Raw genomic sequence first — 24,162 nt, forward strand, 5'->3', positions numbered from 1 at the left:
CCGACAGTTTAGTCCCACTCAAAGCCTGATTCTTGTAACGTCTTAGAAAAGCTTCCGCCCGAATTCTGTTCGTCTTGTAAACGGCCTTTCAAATCGTACTCCAATACCTTATCGGCATTTTTACAGTAAGGCCGATCAGGGTAACTAGCCAGTCCTTCTTTACCCCATGCACCGTCCGAGGCGATGATGAGCCTAATCCGCTCGGCTTCGTCGTATTTTACGGCAATAAAGCGATAAAAGCCGTAACCGACTTCATTCCCTGCCGTACCTACAGGATCCTTTTTAGCCAATTCGACGGCACTGCCGGAGAATCCATCCTTCGTGCTGCCGATTTTATACAGCTTGCCGCTGTTTTTAAAGGTATCGGCTTGGTAATCGAAACTAATTTCTTTCATACCGTTCTCTTCTTTTGAAGTGATGGCATACAACACACCGTCGAGAACCTGTAAGTCGTTAACAAAGGCTATCGTGTTCGTATAGGGGTCGAACGGAGGCGAAGTCGGTTCCGTAGGAGTTTCTTGAAATGATCCGACATCTATTGTTCCTTTATCGGCTCCGTCCTGCTTGTCATATTTCTTTACCGATAATGTATAACCGGCAGGAGATGTGCTCCTTGTCCTTGTGCCGACAAACAGCCCGTCCTTGTTTGCTGCAAGCGCGGTAACGGGAGCGGTATCCACATCAAACGTTACATCATATGGTAACCCATCAGGTTTATTGGCAACTGACGCACTACTGAACGGAGTGCCTAAAGGCCAGCTATATTTTACTATGTGTCCACCGGGACCATCCTCATATGTATAATACAAATAATTTTGTCCGTCGGAAATATCTACGGCAATTGCAGAAACATCATGGGGTGTTAGAAAAGCATCCACACCCTGCGTATCATACGAGCCGTCTTCTTTCAGCGCAAACCGTCTAACGTTGCAACCAGAACTATCTTTCCACAAAATATACAGATTGCCGTCTTGGTCGTAACAGAAAACATCGGTAGGCTGCACGGAGTCTTCAAAAAGCTTATTCGTAGCGGAAAATGCTTCCGTTCCGTCTGTGCTTATCCAATAGTTCATGGGGGAAAGAACCATGGCAGGGCTTTGCTTTTCCCACAGCAGTATCTTTGTATTGGGCTTTTTATAGACGGCGTGCTCTGTAAACCATGTTGCACCAGAGTCACGGAAAGACAGACTACCGTTTCTGCGGTTGAATGCGGCGATGCGATCTTGATTGCCGTTTACACGGAGATTTTCATTGAGATACTCGATATTTACACCGTCATCCGCTATGTAGATATTGTCTTCGTCATAGCCGATAAAACCGACGGGGTTAGAGAAAGAGGCTGACTCGAAGGGAAGGGAGAGATCAGTACTACCGGCTTTGGAATGAAGTCCTTCCGTATTTTTCTTGGTAAGCGTACTGCCGGAATATTCATAGCGAACGAGCTGCCCAAGCGCATACTTTTTTCCTGCTTCCTCTTTCTGCTGGGTAAGCAGACAGTACACGTCGTCATCCTCGGCAAAAAGACCGGTACAATCGGGAAGATCATTTCCAAAGGCGGAAGCTGATCGAAGTTGATTCAAGTTCTGACTCGCTAGTGTCGTCGATTTAAATTTTAAAGTCTTATTGCCCGGAGTGGGAAGATCTTCAAATCCAAACTCACAGGCAGACAAAGTCTGACCATACACAGCAAACAGTACATCATCATCTACCGCAACGGCACTAGCACTTGATGCCGGTGCACTCGGGAATGCAGCACTGCTAAAAGATTCAAACGAATGATCTTCTTTCTCCTTGAAGCAATAGACGGTATCCTCCTTAAGCAAAAAGATATAGTTATCGTCCTGATCAATCACTATATTATCAATACTACCGATAACAACGCCGGACGGCAGTACAGCAGCAAGAGCAGCTTCAAATTCGGTATCCTCATTTCCCTCCACATTAAAGCGTTTAAGATGAGTAGATGAAGTATCTTCATACAGCACATATATTCTGCCGATTTTATCCCGTGCCGTTACCGGTTTTTTGCCGATAAGAATTCCATCGAGCAGTTTTCTACCGTTTTGCGTGCTCAAGGATACGATATTACTCCCCGAAGGGTCTTTTCCTGTAATATAAAACAGCAGATTGGCGGCAACTTTCAGCGTTTTAGATAGCTTTACGGCAATGAAATTATCCCCTGCCATAACAGTGTGCTTCTCGGAACCGTGCCACGCTCCTGCCGCTGTTGTAACAACCGCTTTTACGGTAATTTTTGTACCGATAGCAAGCGTAACCGTAACCGATGTTGTTTTCCGTGCTAATTCAGTTCCCTCTTCATCCGTAATGGTGATAACGGTATTATTCTCATTAAGCGCAGGGAGGCCTTTTCCATCAACTGAACGGGCAGTTCCGCCTCCAATAACAACCCGTACCGTGCCGGTGTCTCCGCCGGTAAGCATACCATTACATGCCGTAAACGCAAGGCACAGCATTGCCAAAAGAATACTGACAGAGTTCACATACTGCTTTTTCATATTCTACCTCCTCGTATATCCCCTTTTGTCTTTATCATAGAATTAAACATGCTATCTTTTTAGGTAACCACACTTTACCTTTTTTCGCAAGTTTATTATATACTGTCTTTAAAAAAAATACAAATAGAAATGCTTACCAGGGCAACCGCATTATAAAATATTTTCAGAGGTTACCTTCCTTCTGTGCGAAATTTTACTTAAAATTTTGCACATTTTTCCAGCAGACGGGTAAACGCATCAGGTGAGTAGGTAAAAACCATGGAAAAATTGAAACTGTGGAGACCATTTGAACCGCAGACAGAACTGCCACGGATGCCAATTCCTTGGCGTTGCTCTGCTCGAATAGGCTCAATTTTTCCGCGGGGGCATTAAAAAAACGACCTGATGCGTTTACCCTGAAATGCTTGCTGTTATTGCATTCTTTGCAGTCTTTGTGCAATTCTTTTTTTCGCTGTTCTTCATAAAAAATAAAAAAAGAAGTGCTTTTTCCAGCCATTTTCCTCCAAAAGTCGCATAAGGACTGTAGGAGGTGTGAATGACTAGAAAACCCTTTGAAGAACTAACTATTTCCGATGACTTTATGTTCTGTAAAGTCATGGAACACGAATCGCTGTGCCGGCCGTTTCTTGAAATGCTCTTTAGTGCACAGATCGATAAAATCACGTATCTTTCGTCTCAGAATACGGTTACGACTAATTTGGGCGCAAAAACCGTCCGCCTTGATGTACTGGTAAAAGATGAAGACGGTGCATCCTACGACATTGAAATGCAAGTAGGAAACGAGTATAACATCCCCAAACGGATGCGGTATTATCAGGCAGTACTTGATGTCGCATTCTTGGATAAAGGTTATTATTATAAGGCATTAAATAACAGCATTATCATTTTTGTCTGTCTCTTTGATCCTATAGGTAATGATAGAGCAGTTTACACGTTTGAAAATATCTGTATCGAAGATAAAAACATCCCCTTACAGGATGGAACAAAAAAGATTATACTGAATGCGAAGGCATTTAAAAGAACAGATAATCAAGAGTTACAAGGTTTTTTACAGTATGTGAAAACAGGCAAAGCAACAACCGATTACACGAGGAGGATAGAGCAGATGATACAGACGGTAAAAAGAAATGAATTAGCACGGAAAGAATACCACATATTACCGGCAGCCCTGATGGATGCGATGGATGAAGGCAAATCGCTTGGTCTTGCTGAAGGTTCCCACCAAAAAGCGCTTGAAACGGCACGACTGATGAAGCAAGCCAATTGCGAAATACCGTTTATCGAAAAAATGACAGGATTGAGCAAAGAAGAAGTGGAAGCGATTAACTAATTAAATATTTTTCATTAAGAATTTTTAATTAGAGAGACCACGGGAAGTGCCGCGTTGATTCTACGGCCGCAATAAAACAAAAACGCCATACAAACCGCTGAAAACAACGAGAGTATGGCGTTTTTTTATAGAGGAAGCCTCTAAAAACCTCAGTTTTTAGAGATTTTCCTTAGATTAGATTATTTTTGCGATATTAAAATTACAAAATGTACCGCTATTCCTCCGGCTCAAAATCATCGGGAATATCGAGGTTTGTGTATACGTTCTGAACATCGTCATCTTCTTCAAGACGTTCAACCATTTTTAACACTTTACGGATTGTTTCTGCCTCCAAACTCATATATGTTGCGGGAACCATGGAAACTTCTGCAGAAACGGATTCAAATCCTTTTTCCTGTAAGGCTTCAAGCACGGAAGCAAAGTCGTTGGGATCTGTTGTTACCGTAATAATACCGCCGTCAGCCTGAATATCTTCCGCTCCGGCTTCCAATGCCTCTTCCATCAGTTTTTCTTCACTGACGACTTCGGCATCATACTCTATAACGCCCTTGCGGTTAAACATATAAGCTACCGAACCGGTGGCACCGAGGTTACCTCCGTTTTTGGAAAAAAGGTTACGCACATTGGCTGCAGCCCGGTTTTTATTGTCGGTCAGTACTTCCACCAATACCGCAACGCCGCCCGGCGCATAACCTTCGTACAACAGCTCTTCATAGCTTGCACCGCCCAATTCGCCGGTACCTTTCTTTATAGCCCGTTCAATATTATCTTTCGGCATATTAGCCGCGCGTGCTTTTAATATTGCAGTTCTTAATCGGGGGTTACCATTCGGATCCCCGCCACCCATACGTGCAGCTATAGAAATTTCTTTAATAAACTTTGTAAACATCTGACCGCGTTTTGCGTCAGCGGCCCCTTTTGCGTGTTTAATCGTCGCCCATTTACTGTGTCCAGACATTATATACTCCTTCCGTCTTAATTAAAAGGTAAAAAACAAAATATGCGCAAAAGGTATATCATATAAACACAGCTCTGTCAATTATATGTCTTTTGCAAATATGCGGGGCATCTACTGCGTCACACGGCAAAAAAGTGTCCTCAACGTATCAAAGATACGCCTGCGGTACTTTTTTGCCTAACTCCTTGTATCTGCACCGCCTATTTTCAAAAGCGTTGGAGATACGGCGCATCTGCGTTGTCACATCGTCAAAACTATACGTCCGTGTACAGTTTTGACTGCGAGTTTCACGCTCACACGAAACATCGCTTCTGGTTGAACCAGTGGCATCCGTGCCACTTCTGAAAATGCTCAACGTACAAAAAGTACGTCTCCGCTTTATTTTTGCTCGCACCTTGAAATTTCAGAACGGACACGGATATTCGTGGTTCCATGCAACGCCGAATTTGCCGTGCAAACTCGGCGTTGAACAGTGTACACGGAAGTACACTGTTCAACAGGCTATTTTCAAAGGCTAACGGAAAAGTTAATTTCAAAAGCGTTGGAGATACGGCGCATCTGCGTTGTCACATCGTCAAAACTATACGTCCGTGTATAGTTTTGACTGCGAGTTTCACGCTCACGCGAAACATCGCTTCCGGTTAATACGAGCGGCATCCGTGGCGGTACTGAACAAAAACTCATCATTAAACAATGCACACGGATGTCCATTTGCTGACGAGGTATCTACGAGACCGGCATTAAAATAGTTTTAAAAACTCGTCTTCGGTGATAATCGCAGTGCCGAGTTCCTGAGCTTTCTTGTTTTTTGACGAACCGGAATCGGGCGTATTGGTTACCAAATAGGTAAGTCCCTTGGTTACCGACGATTTTACCGCCCCGCCCTTTGCTTGAACCATCGCTTCAGCTTCTTTTCTTTTAAGCGTATTCAGTTCTCCGGTAAAGCAGAAGCTTTTTCCTGCGAGCGGAAGATTTCCTTGAGCGGCGGCTGGTGCTTGAATAACGATCATTCCCGAACCGGTAAGCTGCAGCATTTCTTCTTTTGCATCGCGGAGACCGAGCGTCAGCGTATGGGCAAGGATGCTGCCGAATTGGTACACGGCGGCAAACTCTTCCTCTGAAGCTGCAAGCAATTTTTCGAGGGTATCAAAGCCTGCGTCAACCAGCTTTTCTACCATGATACGGCCGATACCTTCAATATCAAAACCGGCAATAAAGACCGGCAGTGAGATTTCACGTTTAGCGTGCAATGCGCGGTGTACTTTTTCCGCCGACTTTTTTCCCATGCGTTCGAGCGCTGCGAGTTCTTCAATAGTCAGTGTATATAAATCGGAAATAGAACGGAGGCGCTGTGCATCAAAGAGCTGTTTGAGGAGCACTGTCCCGAAGTCTTGAATATCGAGGGTATTGATCCATTTTTCTATCCGGTGATGAATGAGCTTAGGGCAAGCCGGATTCGGACAGTACAAGCGAGTACCTTCGTCGCGGAGTGCAGTACCGCAACTCCCGCACTTGCAAGGCTGTTCGATGGGCGCGCTTGAATCGGGATTTTCGATAAGCGCTTCTATCTTAGGGATAATCTCCCCTCGTTTGGTTACCAACACTCTACTGCCGATCCTGAGGTTCAGCTCCGCAATCATGTTCGGGTTGCAGAGGTTTGCCCGCTTAACGGTTGTGCCCGCCAGCTGAACCGGATCGATCAGCGCGATGGGGGTGTAGGTAGCGCCCGACTCACTCCACTCGACGCTGCGCAACGCGGTAACCGCTTCTTCAAGGCTGAACTTAAAGGCGATTTGTTTTTCCGGCCGCGCCCTGCTGAGGTCTGCGGTATCGATACGGTCGTTTTTAACGACAAGGCCGTCGATGTCGTAGGGAATAGTGCTGCGGATATCCATAACATGGGCGCGGTAATCGATAACTTCCCGGACGCCGGCGCACCGTGTAACCGGTACCTGTAAAAAGCCCTGTGCTTCAAGCCAACTGAGTTTCTCGGTTTCTGTGGTGAACGGCGCCGCTTCGGTAAAGGGTTTTCCAACTGTTCCTGCGGCAGCATCATAGCAAATAATTTCGAGGTGCTCGCTACCGCTGCCGTCCTTCCGCTTCATCAACCCATTCGCCGCATTCCGGCAATTCTTTTTATCGGGATAAAAACGGCGCAGCACCTCTTTGGTCATCAGCACTTCGCCTCGGATACCACCGGAAAAGGGAGCTATGCCGGTAGAGGCGGAATCGCCTTTCAGCTCAAGTACGACGCCCTGCATCTTTTTAACATTCGCGGTAATATCGTCTCCGATTTTGCCGTCGCCCCGTGTTACCGCCCGAACGAGCCGCCCCTTTTCGTATTGCAGCTCCATACTGGCGCCGTCCAGTTTGTATTGTACCAGAAAATCGGAGAACGGCATCTTTTCCGCCCATTTTTGGAAACTTTCGGGATCCGCTGCTTTTTCTTGGCTCCCCATCGGGATAATGTGTTCCGCCTTCGGGAAGCCGTCGGCGCTGTCCTTAGGTACCGTTGCAAATAAGACATTCTGAGGGTCGATGCTTCGCAGTTCGTCCCACAATAAATCAAAATCCGCATCCGAAATTTCCGGTTCTGCGTTATAGTATAAGTCCTGATGCTTTTTTATTAGCGCTTCAAGTTCTTGTATCCGTGTATTCTTTTCCATAGTGAAACCATACTACATTTCGCACATTTTTTCCAACAGGAGAGCAGGCAACAGGGTAAACGCATCAGATCGATTTTTAACATCCCCGCAGAAAAATTGAGACTATTCGACCAGAGTTGAACCTCTTCGCGGTTCAAATGGTCTCACAGTCTCAATTTTTCCGCAATTTATATCTGCTCTGCCTGATGCGTTTACTTCTTGGCTGGAAAAATGTGCGAAATTTTGAGTAAAATTTCGCACAGAAGGAAGGCAACCGCTAAAAATATTTTTGATGCGGTTGCCCTGAAGTAGGCAATAATTTCTCTTTACAGGACACATAAAAAATGGTAGTGTTAGTATACTTCTCCACACGAATAAGATATTATTGAAGGTTTTAGAGACAAATATGAAAAAATGGATAGCTGTGTCTGCGGCATTCTGTATACTATTTCTTTTATTTTCTTCATGCCGCCGCAGTCATAAAATTGAATACATTGAAGATCCGTCTTGGTCAAAAGTTCAGGTAAAAGCCACACTGGTCATCGGCGTTTCAGATTTTGTTCCCATTCTCTCCTTTAGAAATGAAAAGAATGAAATAGTAGGGTATGATATCGATATATTGACGGAATTATGCCGCCGGATCGGTATTCATCCGGTTTTTTACCCGATAGATTGGACGCAAAAAGAAATGCTTTTGAATAGGGGAACAATCGATTGTATTGCAAGCGGTTTCAGCCTTACGGAAGAACGTAAACAACACTATAGAATGTGTACGCCGTATCTTCAGAATACTAAAATTGTCGTAGCGCTTGCAAGAAAAGACTATCAAACATTGGCACAGCTGCGGGACAGAAGGATAGCAGTTGAGGCAGGAACCGGAGGCGACGAAGCATTATTGAACACAGAGGTGTTAAAAGATCATGTTATTATCCAAACGTACAACTCTATCGGTAGTTTATATACCGCCCTCAATAACGGAGTGTGCGATGCCATCGTATTGGATCTTATTTATTCCTGTAATACGCTCGATCGAAATCCTCAATACAGTATTATCAACGAGGCGATTGCAACCGAATATTACACGTTCGCTTTTAGGAAAACGGACGGTTCGCTTGTCGCCAAAATCGAATCCGTTTTAGCTGAAATGGAGTCCGACGGCACTATTCCGGCTTTTTCTCGGAAATGGTTCGGTTCCAATCTATCCATACTTAATATCAGACTGTAATGAGGCTGAGGTAAAATGAAGGTAAAATTTATTTTCGGTATTTTTTTGTTGTTTACAATCCTTTCTTGTACTGGCCGCCGGACGGATCAAGAAGGAATCAATGATTCCTCATTGGCAAGAGTTATTATCAACAATGAACTCGTAGTCGGGGTTGATCCATCCACTCCTCCTCTTAGCTTTTACTCCAGTACAGGTCAAATTGCCGGATACGAAATAGATATTGCACAAGCGGTAGCCGATAAACTCGGTGTAAAGTTAAGACTTGTACCAATTAGCACAGCAAACAGAATTGCCAAACTTGAAAACAGGACAATTAATTATATCGCAAGCGGTTTTATCAATAATGAGACAAATGCCGAACGCTTTTTATTAAGTACACCTTATTTACGGGACGCGTTGGTAGTTGTGGTGCTTCGCAGTATGGACGGTACCGTAATGTTCAATCAATTTTCTGATTTACGGAATAAACGGATCGGTATGTTGGCAGATGAAGAGATGCGCGAAATAGTTATGAAGTCTCCCCTCTATATAAATAACGGCCGCCGCCCATATCTTTATCCCCATCAAGAAGATATGCTGACTGCGTTGGACTTCAAACAGCTTGATGCTGTCGTAATGAATTTGCTGACATATTACAGTAAAATTACAATAGAAAAGAAACTATACGAGGCTCTCGGAGATCCGATCATCATTACTACCTATAGCTATGCATTCAGAAAAGAAGACAAAGAATTAGCGGAAACGATGAATGCTTTGCTTTACGATATGGCACGAGACGGATCGCTGCGGAGAATATCCGCAAAGTGGTTCGGTGCCGATGTGTCGATAGTTGGAAAATACTAACAGACACGAATCCGGGAGAGCTAGAAACAGTTGGTTTAGATTTTTGGAGAGTTCCCGCTAGTATTTTCATTTCGCATGATCAACAGATAACATGCGATGCCGATAGCTGGAAATACGCTAAATAATAAAAAGAGCGCAGGGTACCCCATGTATTCGATAATATACCCGCCGATTATGCTTCCTATTACATAGGCAATACCGTTTGCGGCAGTAAAAAAGGCCATAGCGGTTACCGTTTTGCCGCAGCTGTGCAAAACGCAGAGCAGCACACTCAATGGATGGAATAATCCGAAACTAAGCGAATGCAAAAGCTGCCCGACAATAGCCCCACGGATTCCGGGAATAAAAATATAGCAAAAATTTCGCACAATGACAGTGAATAAACAGAGGGGAAGAAGTCGCTCTTTACCGAAACGCCGGATACATTTCCCAGAAATAATAAGCAAGGGGATTTCCGCCATTGCCGACAGCGCCCATAAACCGGCAGATGCTTCTATTTTAATATATTCCTCGACATAGAGCGAAAAAAATCTTTGGCTGGGAACCAATCCCAAGAATGCGAGAAAGATCAACAGCAAGCATTCCCAAAACTGCTTGGAGAAAGCAGCAGGTTTTGTTGAGCACGGTGCTTTCGGTTTTACTAAATCTTTCGGGGACGGCTCTACTACCAATGGTTCTTGACCATCCGATATCTCAGCAGCCCATCGGTTTTGAAGTTCCTCATCATTGTCTTCGTTTACACAAGCAAATGAGAAATCGTATAGATCAGGTACCCACCTGAGCATTAGTATAAACAACAATGCACCTGCACTTATACTTAAAACAATAGATGTCGGCTTTTTTCCCGAAATAAGCGGATGGAGCTGTAAAAACAGATTCATACCGACAAATCCTACAGAACCGAGTGCCCGTATTTTTCCGTACTGATCACTATGTTGTCCGAGTACCTTTGTAGTAAAACCGTCCAGCACGGGCACCATCCCCTTAAAGCCAATGGCAAAAATACCGAGGCAAATAGCTGTGCTAAAAAATGAATGAAAATGGAGAAGAGGCAGCAGCAATACTGCAATATCAATCCCGAATACACACATTACGAATCCATATCGGCCGGTTTTATCAAGCTGCCGTGTAATAAAAAAAGGTGCACACACACCTACGATTTCAATAACGCCAAGTAGGATGCCGATCCGTGCTGTTGAAAATCCAAGTGTTCTCAGCATAATCGGTAGATAGGAATTGATTATTGCATACAGTGAAAATAGCAAAAAGTACGGAAACCCTCTGCGTAATATCAGCGGCTGTTCTATCGACTTTTCCATACGATTTATACTCCTTACGACCGGATTGTGAACATACCATCCGCACGAATAATACAAATATGCATAGGTTTTGTCAAAATAATAAGCGGGCGAAATTGACAGAACGAGATTCCGCAGTATACTAAACGCTATGAATATTTCAGAGATTAAAGATCAGATGTGCGACATTTGCCACAAAATGTGGCAGCTTGGCTGGGTAGCATCAAATGACGGAAATGTATCGGCTAAGCTGGAAGACGGAAATTTTTTGGTAACGCCGACAGGCATCAGCAAAAGCCTTATCACGCCTGAAAAATTGCTGCTCATTACCAAGGATTGCGAAATTATTGAAGGTGCCCACGGTTATAAACCTTCGTCGGAGATTAAAATGCATTTACGCTGCTATCAAGACCGCGATGATGTCGGCGCTGTCGTACATGCACACCCGCCCGCCGCAACAGCCTTTGCAGTTGCACATTTGCCGATGGATCGCTATACCACGATTGAATCCGTTATTACCATCGGTTCGGTACCGCTTACCCCCTATGGAACACCGTCCACCGACGAAGTTCCCGAAGCGATTGCTCCGTATTTACCTGAACATGATGTATTTCTTCTTGAAAACCACGGAGCACTCACCCTCGGCCGCGATCTGCTAATGGCATATTACCGCATGGAAACTTTGGAACTTTCCGCAAAGATCAGCATCTATGCTCATATCCTCGGCGGAGAAAAAGAAATCTCCCGCGATAATATCGATCGCCTGTGCCGTATGCGCGCCGACTATAACGTATGGGGTAAGCACCCCGGATACAAGCATTACCGGAAAGATGAATAAAAAAAGCCTTGAAACAGTATGCTTCAAGGCTTTTCGTATTACGCTGCATTACCGATAACGATCGGTAACGCGGTAAGTGCAAAACTACCAGCGATAGTGAGCAAACGCTTTGTTTGCTTCCGCCATACGGTGGGTATCTTCCTTCTTTTTGAAGGCAGTACCGGTATTGTTGTATGCGTCGATAACCTCGGCAGCCAAACGTTCGGACATTGCATGACCGTTCCGGCTGCGGGCAGCGCCGATAATCCAGCGCATTCCGAGCGCCTCGCGGCGGGATTCGCGGATTTCGATCGGTACCTGATAGGTGGCACCTCCAACGCGGCGTGATTTTACCTCAACGAGCGGCTTAACATTCTCAAGCGCTTTGGTAAATACGGTAAGCGGATCTTCTCCGGTCTTCGACTTAATTACATCAAAGCTGTCGTAAAGAATAGCTGTAGTAACGGATTTTTTTCCGTCGAGCATCATACGAGCAATAAACTTTGAAAGCACAACGCTGTTGTAGCGTGCATCAGGGGCAATCGGTCTATTGATAGTCTTCTTTTTCCGTCCCATAATAAACCTCCCTTACGCCTTAGGCTTCTTAGCGCCGTACTTTGAACGGCCGCGTTTACGATCGGCAACGCCGAGCGTATCCTTTGTTCCACGGATGATGTGATACCGCACACCCGGTAAATCCTTAACACGGCCGCCGCGGATTAAAACGACAGAGTGTTCCTGTAAGTTATGTCCAATACCCGGAATGTAGGCAGTTACTTCGATACCGTTGCTCAAGCGCACACGGGCAACCTTCCGCAATGCGGAATTCGGTTTTTTCGGCGTAACCGTCATTACACGGGTGCATACACCGCGCTTCTGCGGGCATGACTGCAATGCAGGACTCTTGGTTCGCGAGACGACCGCTTTTCGGCCCTGCTTTATCAATTGATTAATTGTAGGCATTTGCCCTAACTCCTTATATCTCTCCGCCAGCACTACGGATTAAGTTATAACAACAGCTGTTCATTTTAATGTAGTATACGCAGTCTGTCAATCCTCGAAATCTCCTGAAGGTTCATCAAGAGGCGCTTCATCATAAGAAGTTTCAGCGGATTCCATATCCCCATAACCGAGTTCGTCATCCGTATCGAAGTCTTCTTCCATCTCCGCTTGAGCTTCGGCAGCCTCCGCTTCTTCCAACTCTCGTCTGCGCCGTTCGAGGATTTCGTTTACCTGCTCGTCCAAGTCGCTCATATTCTTATCGAAGAGCTTAACCGACCGATACTGCGACATACCGGTACCGGCGGGAATCAGATGGCCGATAATAACGTTTTCCTTTAAGCCGCGCAGCTCATCGGTTTTACCGGCAATAGCAGCATTTGTTAAGACCTTCGTTGTCTCTTGGAACGAAGCCGCCGAAATGAATGAATCGATATTCAATGCCGCCTTGGTAATACCTTGGAACATCGGACGTGCAATAGCAGGCTGACCGCCCTCCGCAGTAACACGCTTATTCTCTGCATGGAATTGGTATTTATCAACCTGTTGACCATAGATAAAGCGAGTATCGCCGACAGACATAACCTCAATTTTCCGAAGCATCTGGCGGACAATAACGCCGATATGCTTATCATTGATAGAAACGCCTTGCATCCGATAGACATCGCGGATCTCATTCATCAAATAATTCTGGAGTGCATTTTCACCCAAAATTGCGAGAATATCATGCGGATCAAGGTTTCCGTCGCACAGCCGCTCGCCCGCTTCAACGGTATCGCCGTCCCGGACAAGCAACCGTTTGGACATCGGAACCAAGTGTTTATAATCTTTACCGTAATGATCCTTCACGATAACAATTCGTTTACCCTTCAATAAGCCTTTAAACGAAACCGTACCGGCGACCTGAGCAAGCACAGCCGGAGATTTCGGACGGCGAGCTTCAAAGAGCTCCGAAACACGAGGCAAACCACCGGTAATATCCTGCGTTCTTGCAGCAGCCTTCGCAAGTTTTGCGATAACCGTACCGGCCTTAATCTGAGTATCTTCTTCTACCATCAGCTGAGCGCCATCCGGCAGGTAATAGAAGCCGAGTGCGTTACCGGATTCATCGGAGATAAATACACGGGGCTGTAAGGTCATATCCGATTTCAATTCGGAAATATGGCGCTCCACGACGCCGGTTTCATCGTTGACATCCTCTTCGAGGGTCGAACCGGGGATAATATCCTCAAACCGGACAAACCCGTCTTGCTCCGCAAGAATCGGTTCATTATACGGATCGAAGGTAGCAATAACCGAAGTAGCCGGTATGTAATCGCCTTTTTTGACAACAACGGTAGAACCGTTCCTGATTTCGGTTTTTTGTTCGGGAGCTGTCAAATACAGCGTCGAATCGTTCAAATAAGCAAAAGCATTCAATGGGCTTTTTACCACTGTACCGTCCGCAGCGGTATACAACACATCGTCGCGCAGAATACGGACACCCGTTTGCACTGCAACGGAATCTCCTGCGGTAAGATTGTACTCTTTAAGCACTTTCTCAAACAGAAGCGTACCGCGGCGGGTAAACAGCAGATTGCCGTCATCAAGCGGAATGGATGTTCCCAAGATATCCTTGATGATGACGGGATATTTAAAGGTGATATGATTCTCTTCGGTCGTGCTGCTTGCCGTACCTCCGACGTGGAAGGTACGCATCGTCAACTGAGTACCCGGCTGACCGATAGACTGTGCCGCAATAATACCGACCGCTTCACCGATTTCGACAATCTTATTGCGGGCAAGATTGCGTCCGTAGCACTTCACGCAGACGCCGTGTTTGGACTCGCAGGTTAATACCGTGCGGAGCTTAACGGTCTGCACGCCCGCTTCCTCGATTTTCGCAGCAATTTCATCGGTGATGTATTCGTTTACGTCGATTAAAAGCTCATGCGAAATCGGGTGCTCTACCCGCTCAAGCGTATATTTACCGACAATCCGTTCGCTCAAAGATTCGATAACCTCATCCCCGGATTTTACCGCCGAGTATTCAATACCGTTGATGGTGCCGCAATCTTCCTCATTAACAACAACATCCTGTGCAATATCGACCAGACGGCGCGTCAGATAACCGGCATCTGCGGTCTTCAACGCGGTATCGGCAAGCCCCTTACGAGCACCGTTCGTAGAAATAAAGAATTCGATAACGTTCAAACCTTCTTTGAAGTTTGAACGGATGGGCAACTCGATAATATCACCGCTCGGTTTAGCCATCAAACCGCGCATACCGGCGAGCTGACGGATCTGATTTCGGCTTCCGCGCGCACCGGAGGTCGCCATCATATAAATCGTATTAAAGCCGTCTTGATCCTTCGCGAGTGTATCCATCATTATCGTGGTCAACTCTTCGTTTGTCTTTGACCACACCTCGACGACCCTGTTATACCGCTCTTCCTGCGTGATATGGCCGCCGCGATACTGACTGTATATAGAAAGAACTTCGTTATTTGCCTTTTCGAGCATGGTCGATTTTTCCTGCGGGATAATGATATCATCCATACTCAATGTTGCGCCGAAGAAAGTCGCATAGTAATAGCCGACGGATTTAAGCTTATCCAGCATCTGAACGGTAACCCAGGTTCCCTTCGTGCGGTACACTGTTTCGATCAACTTGCGGATTTGCTTATCATCCAAAGCGGTATTGACAAACGGAACGCCTTCAGGCATTTCTTCGTTGAAAGCAAGGCGTCCGGGGGTTGTTTCCACTTCTTCACCGCGGTAGTTTATCTTGATAAGTTCCTGCCAACCGATAGAGCCGGCCTCTGCAGCCATCATCACCTCAGAAACCGAAGAATAGCGGCGGATATGCTGTCCTTCCTTTAAAGTCCGCTGCTTGGTTAAATAGTACAGACCGAGAACCATATCCTGTGACGGATACACGATTGTCTTTCCGTTTGCAGGGTCGAGTAAGTTTCTGCTCGAAAGCATCAATGTCCAACACTCCATCTGCGCCGCTTGCGTAAGCGGTACGTGGATAGCCATCTGGTCACCGTCAAAGTCCGCATTGAAGGGTTTACAAACAAGCGGGTGCAGTTTAATAGCCTTACCTTCGACAAGAACCGGCTCAAACGCTTGAATACCGAGGCGGTGCAAGGTCGGCGCACGGTTCAGCATAACGGGATGTTCGCTGATAACCTCGTCAAGAACGGCAAAAACGGCTGGAGCTTCCTGCTCAACCATGATTTTCGCTTTCTTGATATTGGAAACAATTTCTTTTTGAACGAGCTTTTTCATAATGAACGGCTTAAAAAGCTCCAATGCCATCTTAGTCGGCAGGCCGCACTGCCACAGCTTTAATTCAGGGCCGACAACGATAACCGAACGTCCCGAATAGTCAACACGCTTACCAAGCAGGTTCTGACGGAAACGTCCCTGCTTACCTTTAAGCATATCGGAGATGGACTTGAGCGGACGGTTTGAAGAGCCCTTAATAACACGTTTCCGCTTCGAGTTGTCGAACAAGGCATCCACCGCTTCTTGCAGCATCCGCTTTTCGTTGCGGATAATGATATCGGGCGCTTTAAGGCTCATTAAACGGGTTAACCGGCTATTTCGGTGAATGACACGGCGGTACAAATCGTTTAAATCCGAAGTTGCAAAGCGTCCGCCGTCCAGCTGCACCATCGGGCGCAAATCGGGCGGAATAACCGGAATAACATCAAGTATCATCCATTCGGGCTTATTGTTTGACGTTCTAAAATGTTCGACAATCTCAATGCGCTTTAAAAGCCGCTTATCACTTTTTGCGCCCTTTTCGATCATCTTCATTCTAAGCTGAGCGGCAAGCTCATCCAGATTTAGGTTACTCAATAAGGTTTTAACGGCTTCTGCGCCCATATTTGCGGTAAAGGCGCCGCCGTACCGTTCCTGAGCATCACGGTACTCATCTTCGCTTAACAGCTGATTTTTCTTTAAATCAGTTCCACCCGGCTCAATAACAATGTACTTTTCATAGTACAACACCGAACGGAGCGCCGCAACCGGCAAGTCCAACAAAAGCCCCATCCGGCTCGGTACGGATCGATAGTACCAGATATGAGAAACGGGCGCTGCCAATTCGATATGCCCCATACGCTCGCGGCGTACTTTAAAGTGAGTAACCTCGACACCGCAACGGTCACAGATAACACCCTTGTAACGGATCGATTTAAACTTACCGCAATAGCATTCCCATTCTTTTGTAGTACCGAAAATACGCTCGCAGAAAAGCCCCTCCCTCTCAGGACGCAGGGTACGATAGTTAATCGTTTCGGGTTTTTTTACTTCGCCATACGACCACGCGCGGATCGCTTCAGGCGAAGCTAATTTAATCATAATATTGTCGAAATCTTGTATATCTCTCATAGCCCATCCTCATCTCAATTAAAACTTGGAGCTGTTTTCGGTGATCAATTCTTCATCACGCTCGGTCAGCGGGATTTGCTTTCCTTTTTCATCATAAATTGTGAAGTCTAAAGCCAAACCGCGCAATTCTTGTACCAATACGTTAAACGATTCGGGGATTCCGGCAGCAGTAGCAGCCTGACCCTTCACGATAGACTCATATATCTTTGAGCGTCCGTGCATATCATCCGACTTAATGGTTAAAAGCTCCTGAAGCGTATTGGCCGCGCCGTAGGCTTCAAGCGCCCACACTTCCATTTCTCCCAAGCGCTGACCGCCGAACTGAGCCTTACCGCCGAGCGGCTGCTGAGTTACCAACGAATACGGACCGGTTGAACGGGCGTGCATCTTATCGTCAACAAGGTGTGCAAGTTTCATAAAGTAGATGACCCCGACAAATACGTCGTTTTGGAAGGGCATACCGGTTCGTCCATCGCGCAGCTTTACCTTTGAGTTGGCGGGAATACCCGCTTCCACCAGTTTCTTCTCGATTTGCTCATTGGTCGGTGACTGGAATACGGGCGCCTCGTACCATTCGTCAAGGCGCAAGCCCGCGAGTCCGAGTTCCGATTCCAAAATCTGACCGATATTCATACGAGAAGGAACACCGAGCGGATTCAAACAAATATCGAGCGGCGTACCGTCTTCCATATACGGCATATCCTCTTCCGGTAAAATACGGGCAACAATACCCTTGTTTCCGTGGCGGCCTGCCATCTTATCACCTTCGCGCAACTTACGTTTTGTCGCAATAAGCACCTTGATAAACTCGTCAACACCGGGATTAAGATCATCACCCTGAGAACGCTTCAAACGCTGAACATCGATGACCGTACCTTCAACACCGTGCGGTACACGCAGAGAGGAGTCGCGGACATCCTTCGCTTTCTCACCGAATATCGAGTTAAGCAGCTTAAATTCAGGCGTTGTTTCCGACTCGTTTTTAGGCGTGATCTTACCGATTAAGATATCGCCGGAACGAACTTGCGCACCGATACGGATAATACCTTCCGCATCAAGATTATCGAGGCTTTTTTCCGACTTATTGGGAATATCGCTGGTAATCCGCTCCGCGCCGAGCTTGGTTTCACGGACTTCTGTTGTAAACTCTTTAATATGTACCGACGTGAACATATCTTCTTTCAATACACGGCGGGAAATCAAAATAGCATCTTCGTAGTTATACCCGTTCCACGGCACAAAACCGACCAGAATATTGCGGCCGAGCGCAAGCTCTCCCTGATAGGTCGCAGGGCCGTCAGCAATGACATCGCCTACCTCCACGTGCTGCCCGACTGCAACAATCGGCCGCTGATGATAACAGGTATCCTGATTGGTGCGCTGATATTTCAGCAACGTATAGTCGCGAACTTTTGCTTCCGTTCCTTCCGGCGCATCCGATTCGATAGAAATCTTTTCGGAGGAAACGAACGTAACCGTACCGCTCCGCTTTGCTTTGATTAACACGCCCGAATCATACGCACACTTGCCTTCCATGCCGGTACCGACACGGGGCGGTTCGGGGAATACGAGCGGCACACCCTGCCGCTGCATGTTTGAACCCATGAGCGCACGGTTTGCGTCGTCGTGCTCAAGGAAGGGAATGAGCGACGCGGACACGGAGATAATCTGTTTGGGCGACACGTCCATGTACTGCACTTCTTTTGAACTGCGCGTCGTATAGTCGCCCTGATGGCGGCATGCAATCTGTTCAGCGGTAATCGTACCGTCGCTCTGCACTGCGGTAGATACCTGTGCAATGTAATATTTATCCTCGTCCATCGCCGAAAGGTATTCAACCTCGCGGGTTGCAACACCGTTCACGACCTTGACATACGGCGCTTCCAAAAAGCCGTAGTCGTTGACATGCGCATAGCTTGCCATCGACACGATAAGACCGATATTCGGCCCTTCCGGCGTTTCAATCGGGCACATCCGTCCGTAATGGGTATAGTGAACGTCGCGGACTTCAAAACCTGCGCGGTCACGGGAAAGACCGCCGGGGCCTAATGCGTTTAGACGGCGTTTATGGGTAAGCTCCGCGAGCGGATTGACCTGATCCATAAACTGTGAAAGCTGACTTGCGCCAAAAAACTCTTTAATGGTGGCAACAATAGGCTTTATAGAAATAAGCTCTTGCGGCTTAATCGTTTCAATTTCTTTTGACCCCATCCGCTCGCGCGCGATCCGCTCCATACGGAGGAATGCAGTTTTAAGCGTATTGGTCATCAGCTCGCCGACGGAACGAACGCGTCTATTTCCGAGATGGTCGATATCGTCTATCGAAGCATCCCCGATATAAACCTGAATAAGGTACTTCATTGTGTTTACGATATCGTCGAGAATAAGGGTACATTCTTCAACGGGATGCTCGTAGTCAAATTTTTTATTCAGCTTATACCGCCCCACACGGCCGAGATCATACCGACGGGGTGAGAAAAACATCGAGGTTAAATCTTTTTCGGCAGCCTCTACCGTCATCGGATCGCCGGGCTTTAAGGCTGCATACACAACCGATAAGGCTTCCTCTTTTGTAGGCTCCTGCCCCTTTGCAGCATCGGCAAAGCGGATTTCCTCGCGTTCAAAACAGTTGATAATAACGGGGGAATCAAGGCTGCCCTCTTTTTTAAAATCGATAACGGTAACTTCGGTAATATGGTTTTGCCGCAGTTCATCGACAACGTGGGGATGAATCTTTTCACCGGCCTGATAGAGCGTCCGCTCTCCGGATTCATCAGCTACGGTTATCCGCTTGGCAAACACACGGCCTACCAGCTTATCGTATTCCGTCGTTCCTTCGGCAACCGGCAGCACTTCGGTTTTATAGAAAAAATCGATAATTTGTTCGCGGGTTTCATATCCCAGTGCCCGCAAGAACAGCGTTCCTAAAATACGCTTTTTCTTATCAAGCTTTGCATAAATCAGATCTTTTTTCTGGTCGATTTCAAATTCAAGCCAACTTCCGCGGTAGGGAATAATCCGGCTGGAATAAACGCCCTTATCATGAGAAAAAATAACGCCCGGAGAACGGTGTATCTGAGAAACGACAACACGTTCCGCACCATTGATGATAAAGGTACCGCGTTCGGTCATCAACGGAATGTCGCCCATATAGATACTCTTACGGCGGATTTCACCGGTTTGGTTAAACACCAAGTCTATCTGAGCCTTCAACGGGATAGCATAAGTCAACCCCTTCTGCTTGCATTCGTATTCACTAAATTTAATATCATTTTCATCCAGCGTATATGATTGGTACTCCAGCGTCATGTCGCCGTTCGGGCTTTCAATCGGGAAGGTTGTCCGAAACACATCCTCCAAACCGACTTCCTCCGAAGTATTCCCGCTTTGGTGTGTTCCGCGGCGTAAAAATTTTTCATACGAAGCGAGCTGAATATCAATTAAATTAGGCAGCTCCATAAAATTTTGAATATTTTTTCCAATATACTGGCGATTAACCGTTTTCCGCACAGGCATCCCGTCATCCCCCTTCTCTTACCCGAACAGTTCCGTGCCCCTATAAAAACTTAGGAAGAACACGCCACACTGCACAGCACATAGTATACACTTGGAAATCTCTAAAAACTGAAGTATTTAGAGATTTCCGCTTGTTTTATAATCGACTTATTTTTTAAATAGCTTTTATTTTTACTACTTTTACTACCGTGTTTTTCACCTGGTAAAACTACAAAAGCCTCCCCTATTCATGAGGAAGCTTAACATGATGTTTGAGAAAAATCATAGAATCAAACAATAGCCGGCTGTACTGTACAACCGGCTCATATCAAAAGAATTAAGCAATCGTAATCTCTGCACCGGCAGCTGTCATTGCCTCTTTAATCTTCTGAGCTTCTTCCTTAGAAACATTCTCCTTCAATACTTTCGGAGCGCCCTCTACAAGCTCTTTTGCTTCTTTAAGACCAAGTCCTGCAACAACGTTTCTAACCTCTTTGATTACGCCGATTTTCTTGCTGGGATCAGTCAGGCCTTTGAGCGTTACGGTAAATTCAGTCTGCTCTTCAGCAGCCGCAGCACCGCCCGCAGCACCGCCGGCAACAACTGCAACAGGAGCAGCTGCTGTTACACCGAATACTTCTTCCATAGATTTAATCAATTCGGAAAGCTCAAGAATTGTCTTCTCTTTGATTGCCTCAATAATTTGCTCGTTTGTTAATGCCGCCATATTATCTTCTCCTATAAAATTAAAATTTTACAGCTTATACAAGCTGCAGTAACGGTAGACAGGAAGACAGCGCATGAAGCCTGACTACCGCATTCGGAATTATGCTTCAGCCGATGCAGGTGCAGAGTCTGAAGCGCCCCCTTCTTTATCAACAATAGCTTGAAGAGTACGCACAAACTTCGCAGTCGTTGCATTGACTGTGGACATAAACATTGCAATAAGCTCTTTCTTGCCGGGCAATTTAGAGAATGCTTCGATTTTTGCAGTATCGTAGAATTCCCCGTCAACCACTGCACCTTTTACAACCAGTGCAGGAGTTTCTTTTGCAAATTCAAACAACGTTTTTGCAGCTGCGTTTGCATCTTCGCTCATCATCGCAACTGCGGTAGGCCCGACTAAATAGTCTTTAACATCCAAATTCACGGAGTCGAAAGCGATACGTGCAAAGTTATTACGCACAACTTTGTAGGTACAATTATTTTCACGAAGTTTTGCGCGCAGCTGTGTAATCTGCTCGACAGACAACCCGCGATATTCTGTAAAAATAAATGACGAAGCAGCTTTTAACTCATTCGTAATATTTTCGATAGCAGCCGTCTTTGCAGGCTGCGGTTTATGTGCTCGCAGTGCCATCTTATTCTCCTACCTTATAATCTACCCAGACACCCGGTCCCATCGTAGAACTGACAGAAACCGATTGAATAAAATCAGCCTTCGCATCAGCAGGCTTCTTTCGCCCGATTTCGGTCAAAAGAACCGTAATATTTTCGGCGATCTTGTCCGTATCCATCGAAACTTTACCGATTGCAAGATGAACGACACCGGTTTTATCGGCACGAAATTCAACCCGACCTTTTTTCAGCTCATTGATAGCCGCTCCGATATCGGCAGTAACCGTTCCCGTCTTGGGGTTAGGCATCAAGCCTTTCCGACCAAGCACCATACCAAGCCGCCCAACATCCTTCATCATATCGGGAGTAGCGACAGCGATATCAAAATCAAGCCAGCCACCCTTAACTTTTTCGATATAGTCGGCAGCACCGGCATACGCCGCACCGGCATCCAAAGCTTCTTTTACGCGGTCTTCTTTACAGAACACCAATACGCGCTTTTCACCTCTAAACTGATGCGGCAAAACAACGGTATCACGAACGCTCTGGTTTTTACCCAGCTTCAAGCTGACATGAAGCTCAACTGTTTCATCGAATTTCGCAAACTTCAGCTCTTTTACTAACTCTACAGCCTTGGGAACAGTGAAAAGAGCAGCACTATCGTATTTTTTTAACGCATTGCGGTAATTTTTTCCGTGTTTCATTTAGCGCTCTACCTCCACACCCATACTCCGTGCAGTACCTGCAATAATCTTCTTTGCAGCTTCCAAATCAGTTGCAGTAATATCGGGCATCTTCATTTTTGCAATTTCTTCCAGTTTTGCTTTTGATAAAGTCGCAACCTTCTGGGTTACGGAATTCGCAGAACCTTTTTGGATATTGCAAGCCTTTCTGATTAAAACAGCAGCCGGCGGAGTCTTCAAGATAAAAGTAAAGCTTTTATCTGAATAGACTGTAATAACAACCGGAACAACCAAACCCGGCTCCATCGATTTTGTGCGGTCGTTAAATTGCTGCACAAACTGAGGCGCGCTTACACCATGCGGACCAAGTGCGGGACCGACAGGCGGAGCTGGCGTTGCCTTTCCAGCAGGACACTGCAATTTAATAACCGCAGTAACCTTTTTCTTTGCCATAATTATCTCCTTCTGGTACTAACGGGAAACCATTCCCTCCCATAAAAATGAAAAACCAAAAAACAAGACGATCGGCATCGCTCGGAGCCGACATTTAAAAAAAAGCGATCTTTAAATCAACTCAACTTGAAGCATATCAACTTCAACAGGGGTTGTTCTACCGAATATAGCAACCATTACCCGCAGCTTATTGCGGTCTGCCATAACTTCTTCGACAGTGCCGGCGAAGGTATCAAAAGGACCCTCTATGATCTTAACCTGCTGACCGGGTGTAAACATCTGAGCAGCCCGCGCCTTTTCACCTTTAATCTCCCCTGATTTCTGTAAAACACTTTTTGCCTCATCAGCTGAAATAGCCTGAGGACGAGCATCTCCGACAACACCCAAAAACCCGGTAACACCGTGTATTCTTCTAATCGGAGTACACACCCCCTTCCAGTTTACAGCAGGCAGATCCATTTCAATAAGAATATAACCGGGCAGAAACTTTCGACGAACAACTCGTTTCTTACCATCCTTCACTTCGGTCAATTCTTCTTCAGGGATTTTAATTTCAGAGATAACTCCAGCAGGAATTTCACCGTTTTCTATCAACAGACGTATTGCGCGCTCTATCCTCTTTTCATAGCCTGAAAAGATATGCAGAATATACCATTCCTTTGCCATAACCGTTCCTTAAAAGAACCAGCCGAGGCAAGCGACAAAGAAAGTATCAACAATACCGAGAAAAACAGCAACAAGAATAGTAGATACGATAACAACCTTCACAGCAGAAACAACATCATCACGAGTAGGCCAAACCACCTTACGCAGTTCAGCAACACATTCTTTTCCAAAAGTAATTATTTTTGACATATCTACCCCTTATTTATGAAACAGGCCAGGAAGGACTCGAACCCTCAACATTCGGTTTTGGAGACCGACGCTCTACCATTAGAGCTACTGACCTCTATTCAAAAGTCGCAGGCCATTGCAATCAGTCGGACTTCAAATACTTATTTAACTTTTGTTTCTTTATGTACGGTATGCTTACGATCAAACGGACAATATTTACTTAACTCAAGCTTGCCTTGAATATTCTTCCGATTCTTTGCGGTAGTGTAGTTCTTCCGCTTACATTCAGTACATTGTAATGCGATAAGCTCAACAGATGTTTTCTTAGCCATCACAAACCTCCTA

General features: G+C 45.9%; 21 protein-coding genes and 1 tRNA gene. 5 read left to right on the forward strand and 17 right to left on the reverse strand.

The annotated features are described in order from the left end of the window. Positions 1–8: 8 nt before the first annotated feature. Positions 9–2,516, reverse strand: coding sequence for a hypothetical protein (locus QI63_RS01665; protein WP_044013301.1), 2,508 nt, complete (start codon positions 2,514–2,516; stop codon positions 9–11). A gap of 193 nt (positions 2,517–2,709) precedes the next feature. Then, positions 2,710–3,012 carry a hypothetical protein gene (locus QI63_RS01670; RefSeq protein WP_044013303.1) on the reverse strand — a complete coding sequence of 101 codons (303 nt, stop codon included), beginning with the start codon at positions 3,010–3,012 and terminating at the stop codon, positions 2,710–2,712. Between the two features lie 39 nt (positions 3,013–3,051). Here QI63_RS01670 and QI63_RS01675 point away from each other — a divergent pair, with 39 nt between their 5' ends. Next, positions 3,052–3,846: an Rpn family recombination-promoting nuclease/putative transposase gene (locus QI63_RS01675; RefSeq protein ID WP_044013305.1), complete on the forward strand. Its 795-nt coding sequence runs from the start codon at positions 3,052–3,054 to the stop codon at positions 3,844–3,846. Between the two features lie 214 nt (positions 3,847–4,060). Here the strand turns inward: QI63_RS01675 and QI63_RS01680 are convergent, their stop codons facing one another. After that, positions 4,061–4,804 (reverse strand): YebC/PmpR family DNA-binding transcriptional regulator, encoded by a 744-nt coding sequence (locus QI63_RS01680; protein WP_044013307.1) that lies wholly within the window; start codon positions 4,802–4,804, stop codon positions 4,061–4,063. A gap of 347 nt (positions 4,805–5,151) precedes the next feature. Between QI63_RS01680 and QI63_RS12940 the strand changes: the two genes are divergently transcribed. Continuing rightward, entirely contained in the window at positions 5,152–5,322 is a 171-nt protein-coding gene (locus tag QI63_RS12940) for a hypothetical protein (RefSeq protein ID WP_215904697.1), read from the forward strand. A 222-nt stretch (positions 5,323–5,544) separates the two neighbouring features. Here the strand turns inward: QI63_RS12940 and ligA are convergent, their stop codons facing one another. Continuing rightward, positions 5,545–7,470, reverse strand: coding sequence for an NAD-dependent DNA ligase LigA (gene ligA / locus QI63_RS01685; RefSeq protein WP_044013309.1), 1,926 nt, complete (start codon positions 7,468–7,470; stop codon positions 5,545–5,547). Positions 7,471–7,855: 385 nt separating this feature from the next. Here ligA and QI63_RS01690 point away from each other — a divergent pair, with 385 nt between their 5' ends. Beyond that, positions 7,856–8,674: a transporter substrate-binding domain-containing protein gene (locus QI63_RS01690; protein WP_044013311.1), complete on the forward strand. Its 819-nt coding sequence runs from the start codon at positions 7,856–7,858 to the stop codon at positions 8,672–8,674. A 15-nt stretch (positions 8,675–8,689) separates the two neighbouring features. Then, a complete protein-coding gene (locus QI63_RS01695; protein WP_044013313.1) occupies positions 8,690–9,517 on the forward strand; it encodes a substrate-binding periplasmic protein in 828 nt (275 codons plus the stop codon). A 35-nt stretch (positions 9,518–9,552) separates the two neighbouring features. On the opposite strand, the gene QI63_RS01700 is transcribed toward QI63_RS01695, so the two are convergent. Next, complete coding sequence (locus QI63_RS01700) at positions 9,553–10,836, reverse strand: MFS transporter (RefSeq protein ID WP_044013315.1); 1,284 nt, start codon at positions 10,834–10,836, stop codon at positions 9,553–9,555. A 130-nt stretch (positions 10,837–10,966) separates the two neighbouring features. On the opposite strand from QI63_RS01700, the gene QI63_RS01705 reads away from it, so the two are divergent. Next, positions 10,967–11,653, forward strand: coding sequence for a class II aldolase/adducin family protein (locus QI63_RS01705; RefSeq protein WP_044013317.1), 687 nt, complete (start codon positions 10,967–10,969; stop codon positions 11,651–11,653). An 84-nt stretch (positions 11,654–11,737) separates the two neighbouring features. On the opposite strand, the gene rpsG is transcribed toward QI63_RS01705, so the two are convergent. The 12 genes from rpsG to rpmG all read right to left on the reverse strand — a co-directional run bounded on the left by rpsG (position 11,738) and on the right by rpmG (position 24,149). Further along, entirely contained in the window at positions 11,738–12,208 is a 471-nt protein-coding gene (rpsG, locus tag QI63_RS01710; protein ID WP_044013319.1) for a 30S ribosomal protein S7, read from the reverse strand. Positions 12,209–12,220: 12 nt separating this feature from the next. After that, the gene (gene rpsL, locus QI63_RS01715) at positions 12,221–12,595 is read right to left on the reverse strand and encodes a 30S ribosomal protein S12 (RefSeq protein WP_016518396.1); all 375 of its coding nucleotides are present in this window, start codon (positions 12,593–12,595) and stop codon (positions 12,221–12,223) included. Positions 12,596–12,682: 87 nt separating this feature from the next. Beyond that, entirely contained in the window at positions 12,683–17,014 is a 4,332-nt protein-coding gene (rpoC, locus tag QI63_RS01720; protein ID WP_044013322.1) for a DNA-directed RNA polymerase subunit beta', read from the reverse strand. Positions 17,015–17,032: 18 nt separating this feature from the next. Next, positions 17,033–20,530 carry a DNA-directed RNA polymerase subunit beta gene (gene rpoB, locus QI63_RS01725; protein ID WP_044013324.1) on the reverse strand — a complete coding sequence of 1,166 codons (3,498 nt, stop codon included), beginning with the start codon at positions 20,528–20,530 and terminating at the stop codon, positions 17,033–17,035. A gap of 316 nt (positions 20,531–20,846) precedes the next feature. Continuing rightward, positions 20,847–21,236, reverse strand: coding sequence for a 50S ribosomal protein L7/L12 (gene rplL / locus QI63_RS01730; protein ID WP_044013326.1), 390 nt, complete (start codon positions 21,234–21,236; stop codon positions 20,847–20,849). A gap of 99 nt (positions 21,237–21,335) precedes the next feature. Continuing rightward, positions 21,336–21,869 (reverse strand): 50S ribosomal protein L10, encoded by a 534-nt coding sequence (rplJ, locus tag QI63_RS01735; protein WP_044013328.1) that lies wholly within the window; start codon positions 21,867–21,869, stop codon positions 21,336–21,338. A 1-nt stretch (position 21,870) separates the two neighbouring features. After that, entirely contained in the window at positions 21,871–22,551 is a 681-nt protein-coding gene (gene rplA, locus QI63_RS01740; protein ID WP_044013330.1) for a 50S ribosomal protein L1, read from the reverse strand. Further along, a complete protein-coding gene (gene rplK / locus QI63_RS01745) occupies positions 22,552–22,986 on the reverse strand; it encodes a 50S ribosomal protein L11 (RefSeq protein ID WP_200877775.1) in 435 nt (144 codons plus the stop codon). Between the two features lie 108 nt (positions 22,987–23,094). Next, positions 23,095–23,649, reverse strand: a complete 555-nt coding sequence (nusG, locus tag QI63_RS01750; RefSeq protein ID WP_044013334.1) for a transcription termination/antitermination protein NusG — start codon at positions 23,647–23,649, stop codon at positions 23,095–23,097. 9 nt (positions 23,650–23,658) lie between these two features. After that, positions 23,659–23,838, reverse strand: a complete 180-nt coding sequence (secE, locus tag QI63_RS01755) for a preprotein translocase subunit SecE (RefSeq protein ID WP_044013336.1) — start codon at positions 23,836–23,838, stop codon at positions 23,659–23,661. A gap of 21 nt (positions 23,839–23,859) precedes the next feature. After that, positions 23,860–23,932, reverse strand: a tRNA-Trp gene (locus QI63_RS01760). 46 nt (positions 23,933–23,978) lie between these two features. Continuing rightward, positions 23,979–24,149, reverse strand: a complete 171-nt coding sequence (gene rpmG, locus QI63_RS01765; protein ID WP_016523242.1) for a 50S ribosomal protein L33 — start codon at positions 24,147–24,149, stop codon at positions 23,979–23,981. Positions 24,150–24,162: the final 13 nt, after the last annotated feature.

The organism is Treponema sp. OMZ 838, assembly GCF_000775995.1.
Lineage (GTDB): Bacteria > Spirochaetota > Spirochaetia > Treponematales > Treponemataceae > Treponema.

Bases quoted from the DNA above. Each gene is read 5' to 3' on its own strand.
- rpoC (WP_044013322.1), bottom strand. From the start codon at position 17,014: ATGAGAGATATACAAGATTTCGACAATATTATGATTAAATTAGCTTCG.
- rpoB (WP_044013324.1), bottom strand. From the start codon at position 20,530: ATGCCTGTGCGGAAAACGGTTAATCGCCAGTATATTGGAAAAAATATT.
- ligA (WP_044013309.1), bottom strand. From the start codon at position 7,470: ATGGAAAAGAATACACGGATACAAGAACTTGAAGCGCTAATAAAAAAG.
- QI63_RS01675 (WP_044013305.1), top strand. From the start codon at position 3,052: ATGACTAGAAAACCCTTTGAAGAACTAACTATTTCCGATGACTTTATG.
- rpsG (WP_044013319.1), bottom strand. From the start codon at position 12,208: ATGGGACGGAAAAAGAAGACTATCAATAGACCGATTGCCCCTGATGCA.
- secE (WP_044013336.1), bottom strand. From the start codon at position 23,838: ATGTCAAAAATAATTACTTTTGGAAAAGAATGTGTTGCTGAACTGCGT.
- QI63_RS01665 (WP_044013301.1), bottom strand. From the start codon at position 2,516: ATGAAAAAGCAGTATGTGAACTCTGTCAGTATTCTTTTGGCAATGCTG.
- QI63_RS01700 (WP_044013315.1), bottom strand. From the start codon at position 10,836: ATGGAAAAGTCGATAGAACAGCCGCTGATATTACGCAGAGGGTTTCCG.
- rplA (WP_044013330.1), bottom strand. From the start codon at position 22,551: ATGAAACACGGAAAAAATTACCGCAATGCGTTAAAAAAATACGATAGT.
- nusG (WP_044013334.1), bottom strand. From the start codon at position 23,649: ATGGCAAAGGAATGGTATATTCTGCATATCTTTTCAGGCTATGAAAAG.
- QI63_RS01680 (WP_044013307.1), bottom strand. From the start codon at position 4,804: ATGTCTGGACACAGTAAATGGGCGACGATTAAACACGCAAAAGGGGCC.
- rpsL (WP_016518396.1), bottom strand. From the start codon at position 12,595: ATGCCTACAATTAATCAATTGATAAAGCAGGGCCGAAAAGCGGTCGTC.
- QI63_RS01670 (WP_044013303.1), bottom strand. From the start codon at position 3,012: ATGGCTGGAAAAAGCACTTCTTTTTTTATTTTTTATGAAGAACAGCGA.
- QI63_RS12940 (WP_215904697.1), top strand. From the start codon at position 5,152: ATGCTCAACGTACAAAAAGTACGTCTCCGCTTTATTTTTGCTCGCACC.
- rplL (WP_044013326.1), bottom strand. From the start codon at position 21,236: ATGGCGGCATTAACAAACGAGCAAATTATTGAGGCAATCAAAGAGAAG.
- QI63_RS01705 (WP_044013317.1), top strand. From the start codon at position 10,967: ATGAATATTTCAGAGATTAAAGATCAGATGTGCGACATTTGCCACAAA.
- rplJ (WP_044013328.1), bottom strand. From the start codon at position 21,869: ATGGCACTGCGAGCACATAAACCGCAGCCTGCAAAGACGGCTGCTATC.
- QI63_RS01690 (WP_044013311.1), top strand. From the start codon at position 7,856: ATGAAAAAATGGATAGCTGTGTCTGCGGCATTCTGTATACTATTTCTT.
- QI63_RS01695 (WP_044013313.1), top strand. From the start codon at position 8,690: ATGAAGGTAAAATTTATTTTCGGTATTTTTTTGTTGTTTACAATCCTT.
- rpmG (WP_016523242.1), bottom strand. From the start codon at position 24,149: ATGGCTAAGAAAACATCTGTTGAGCTTATCGCATTACAATGTACTGAA.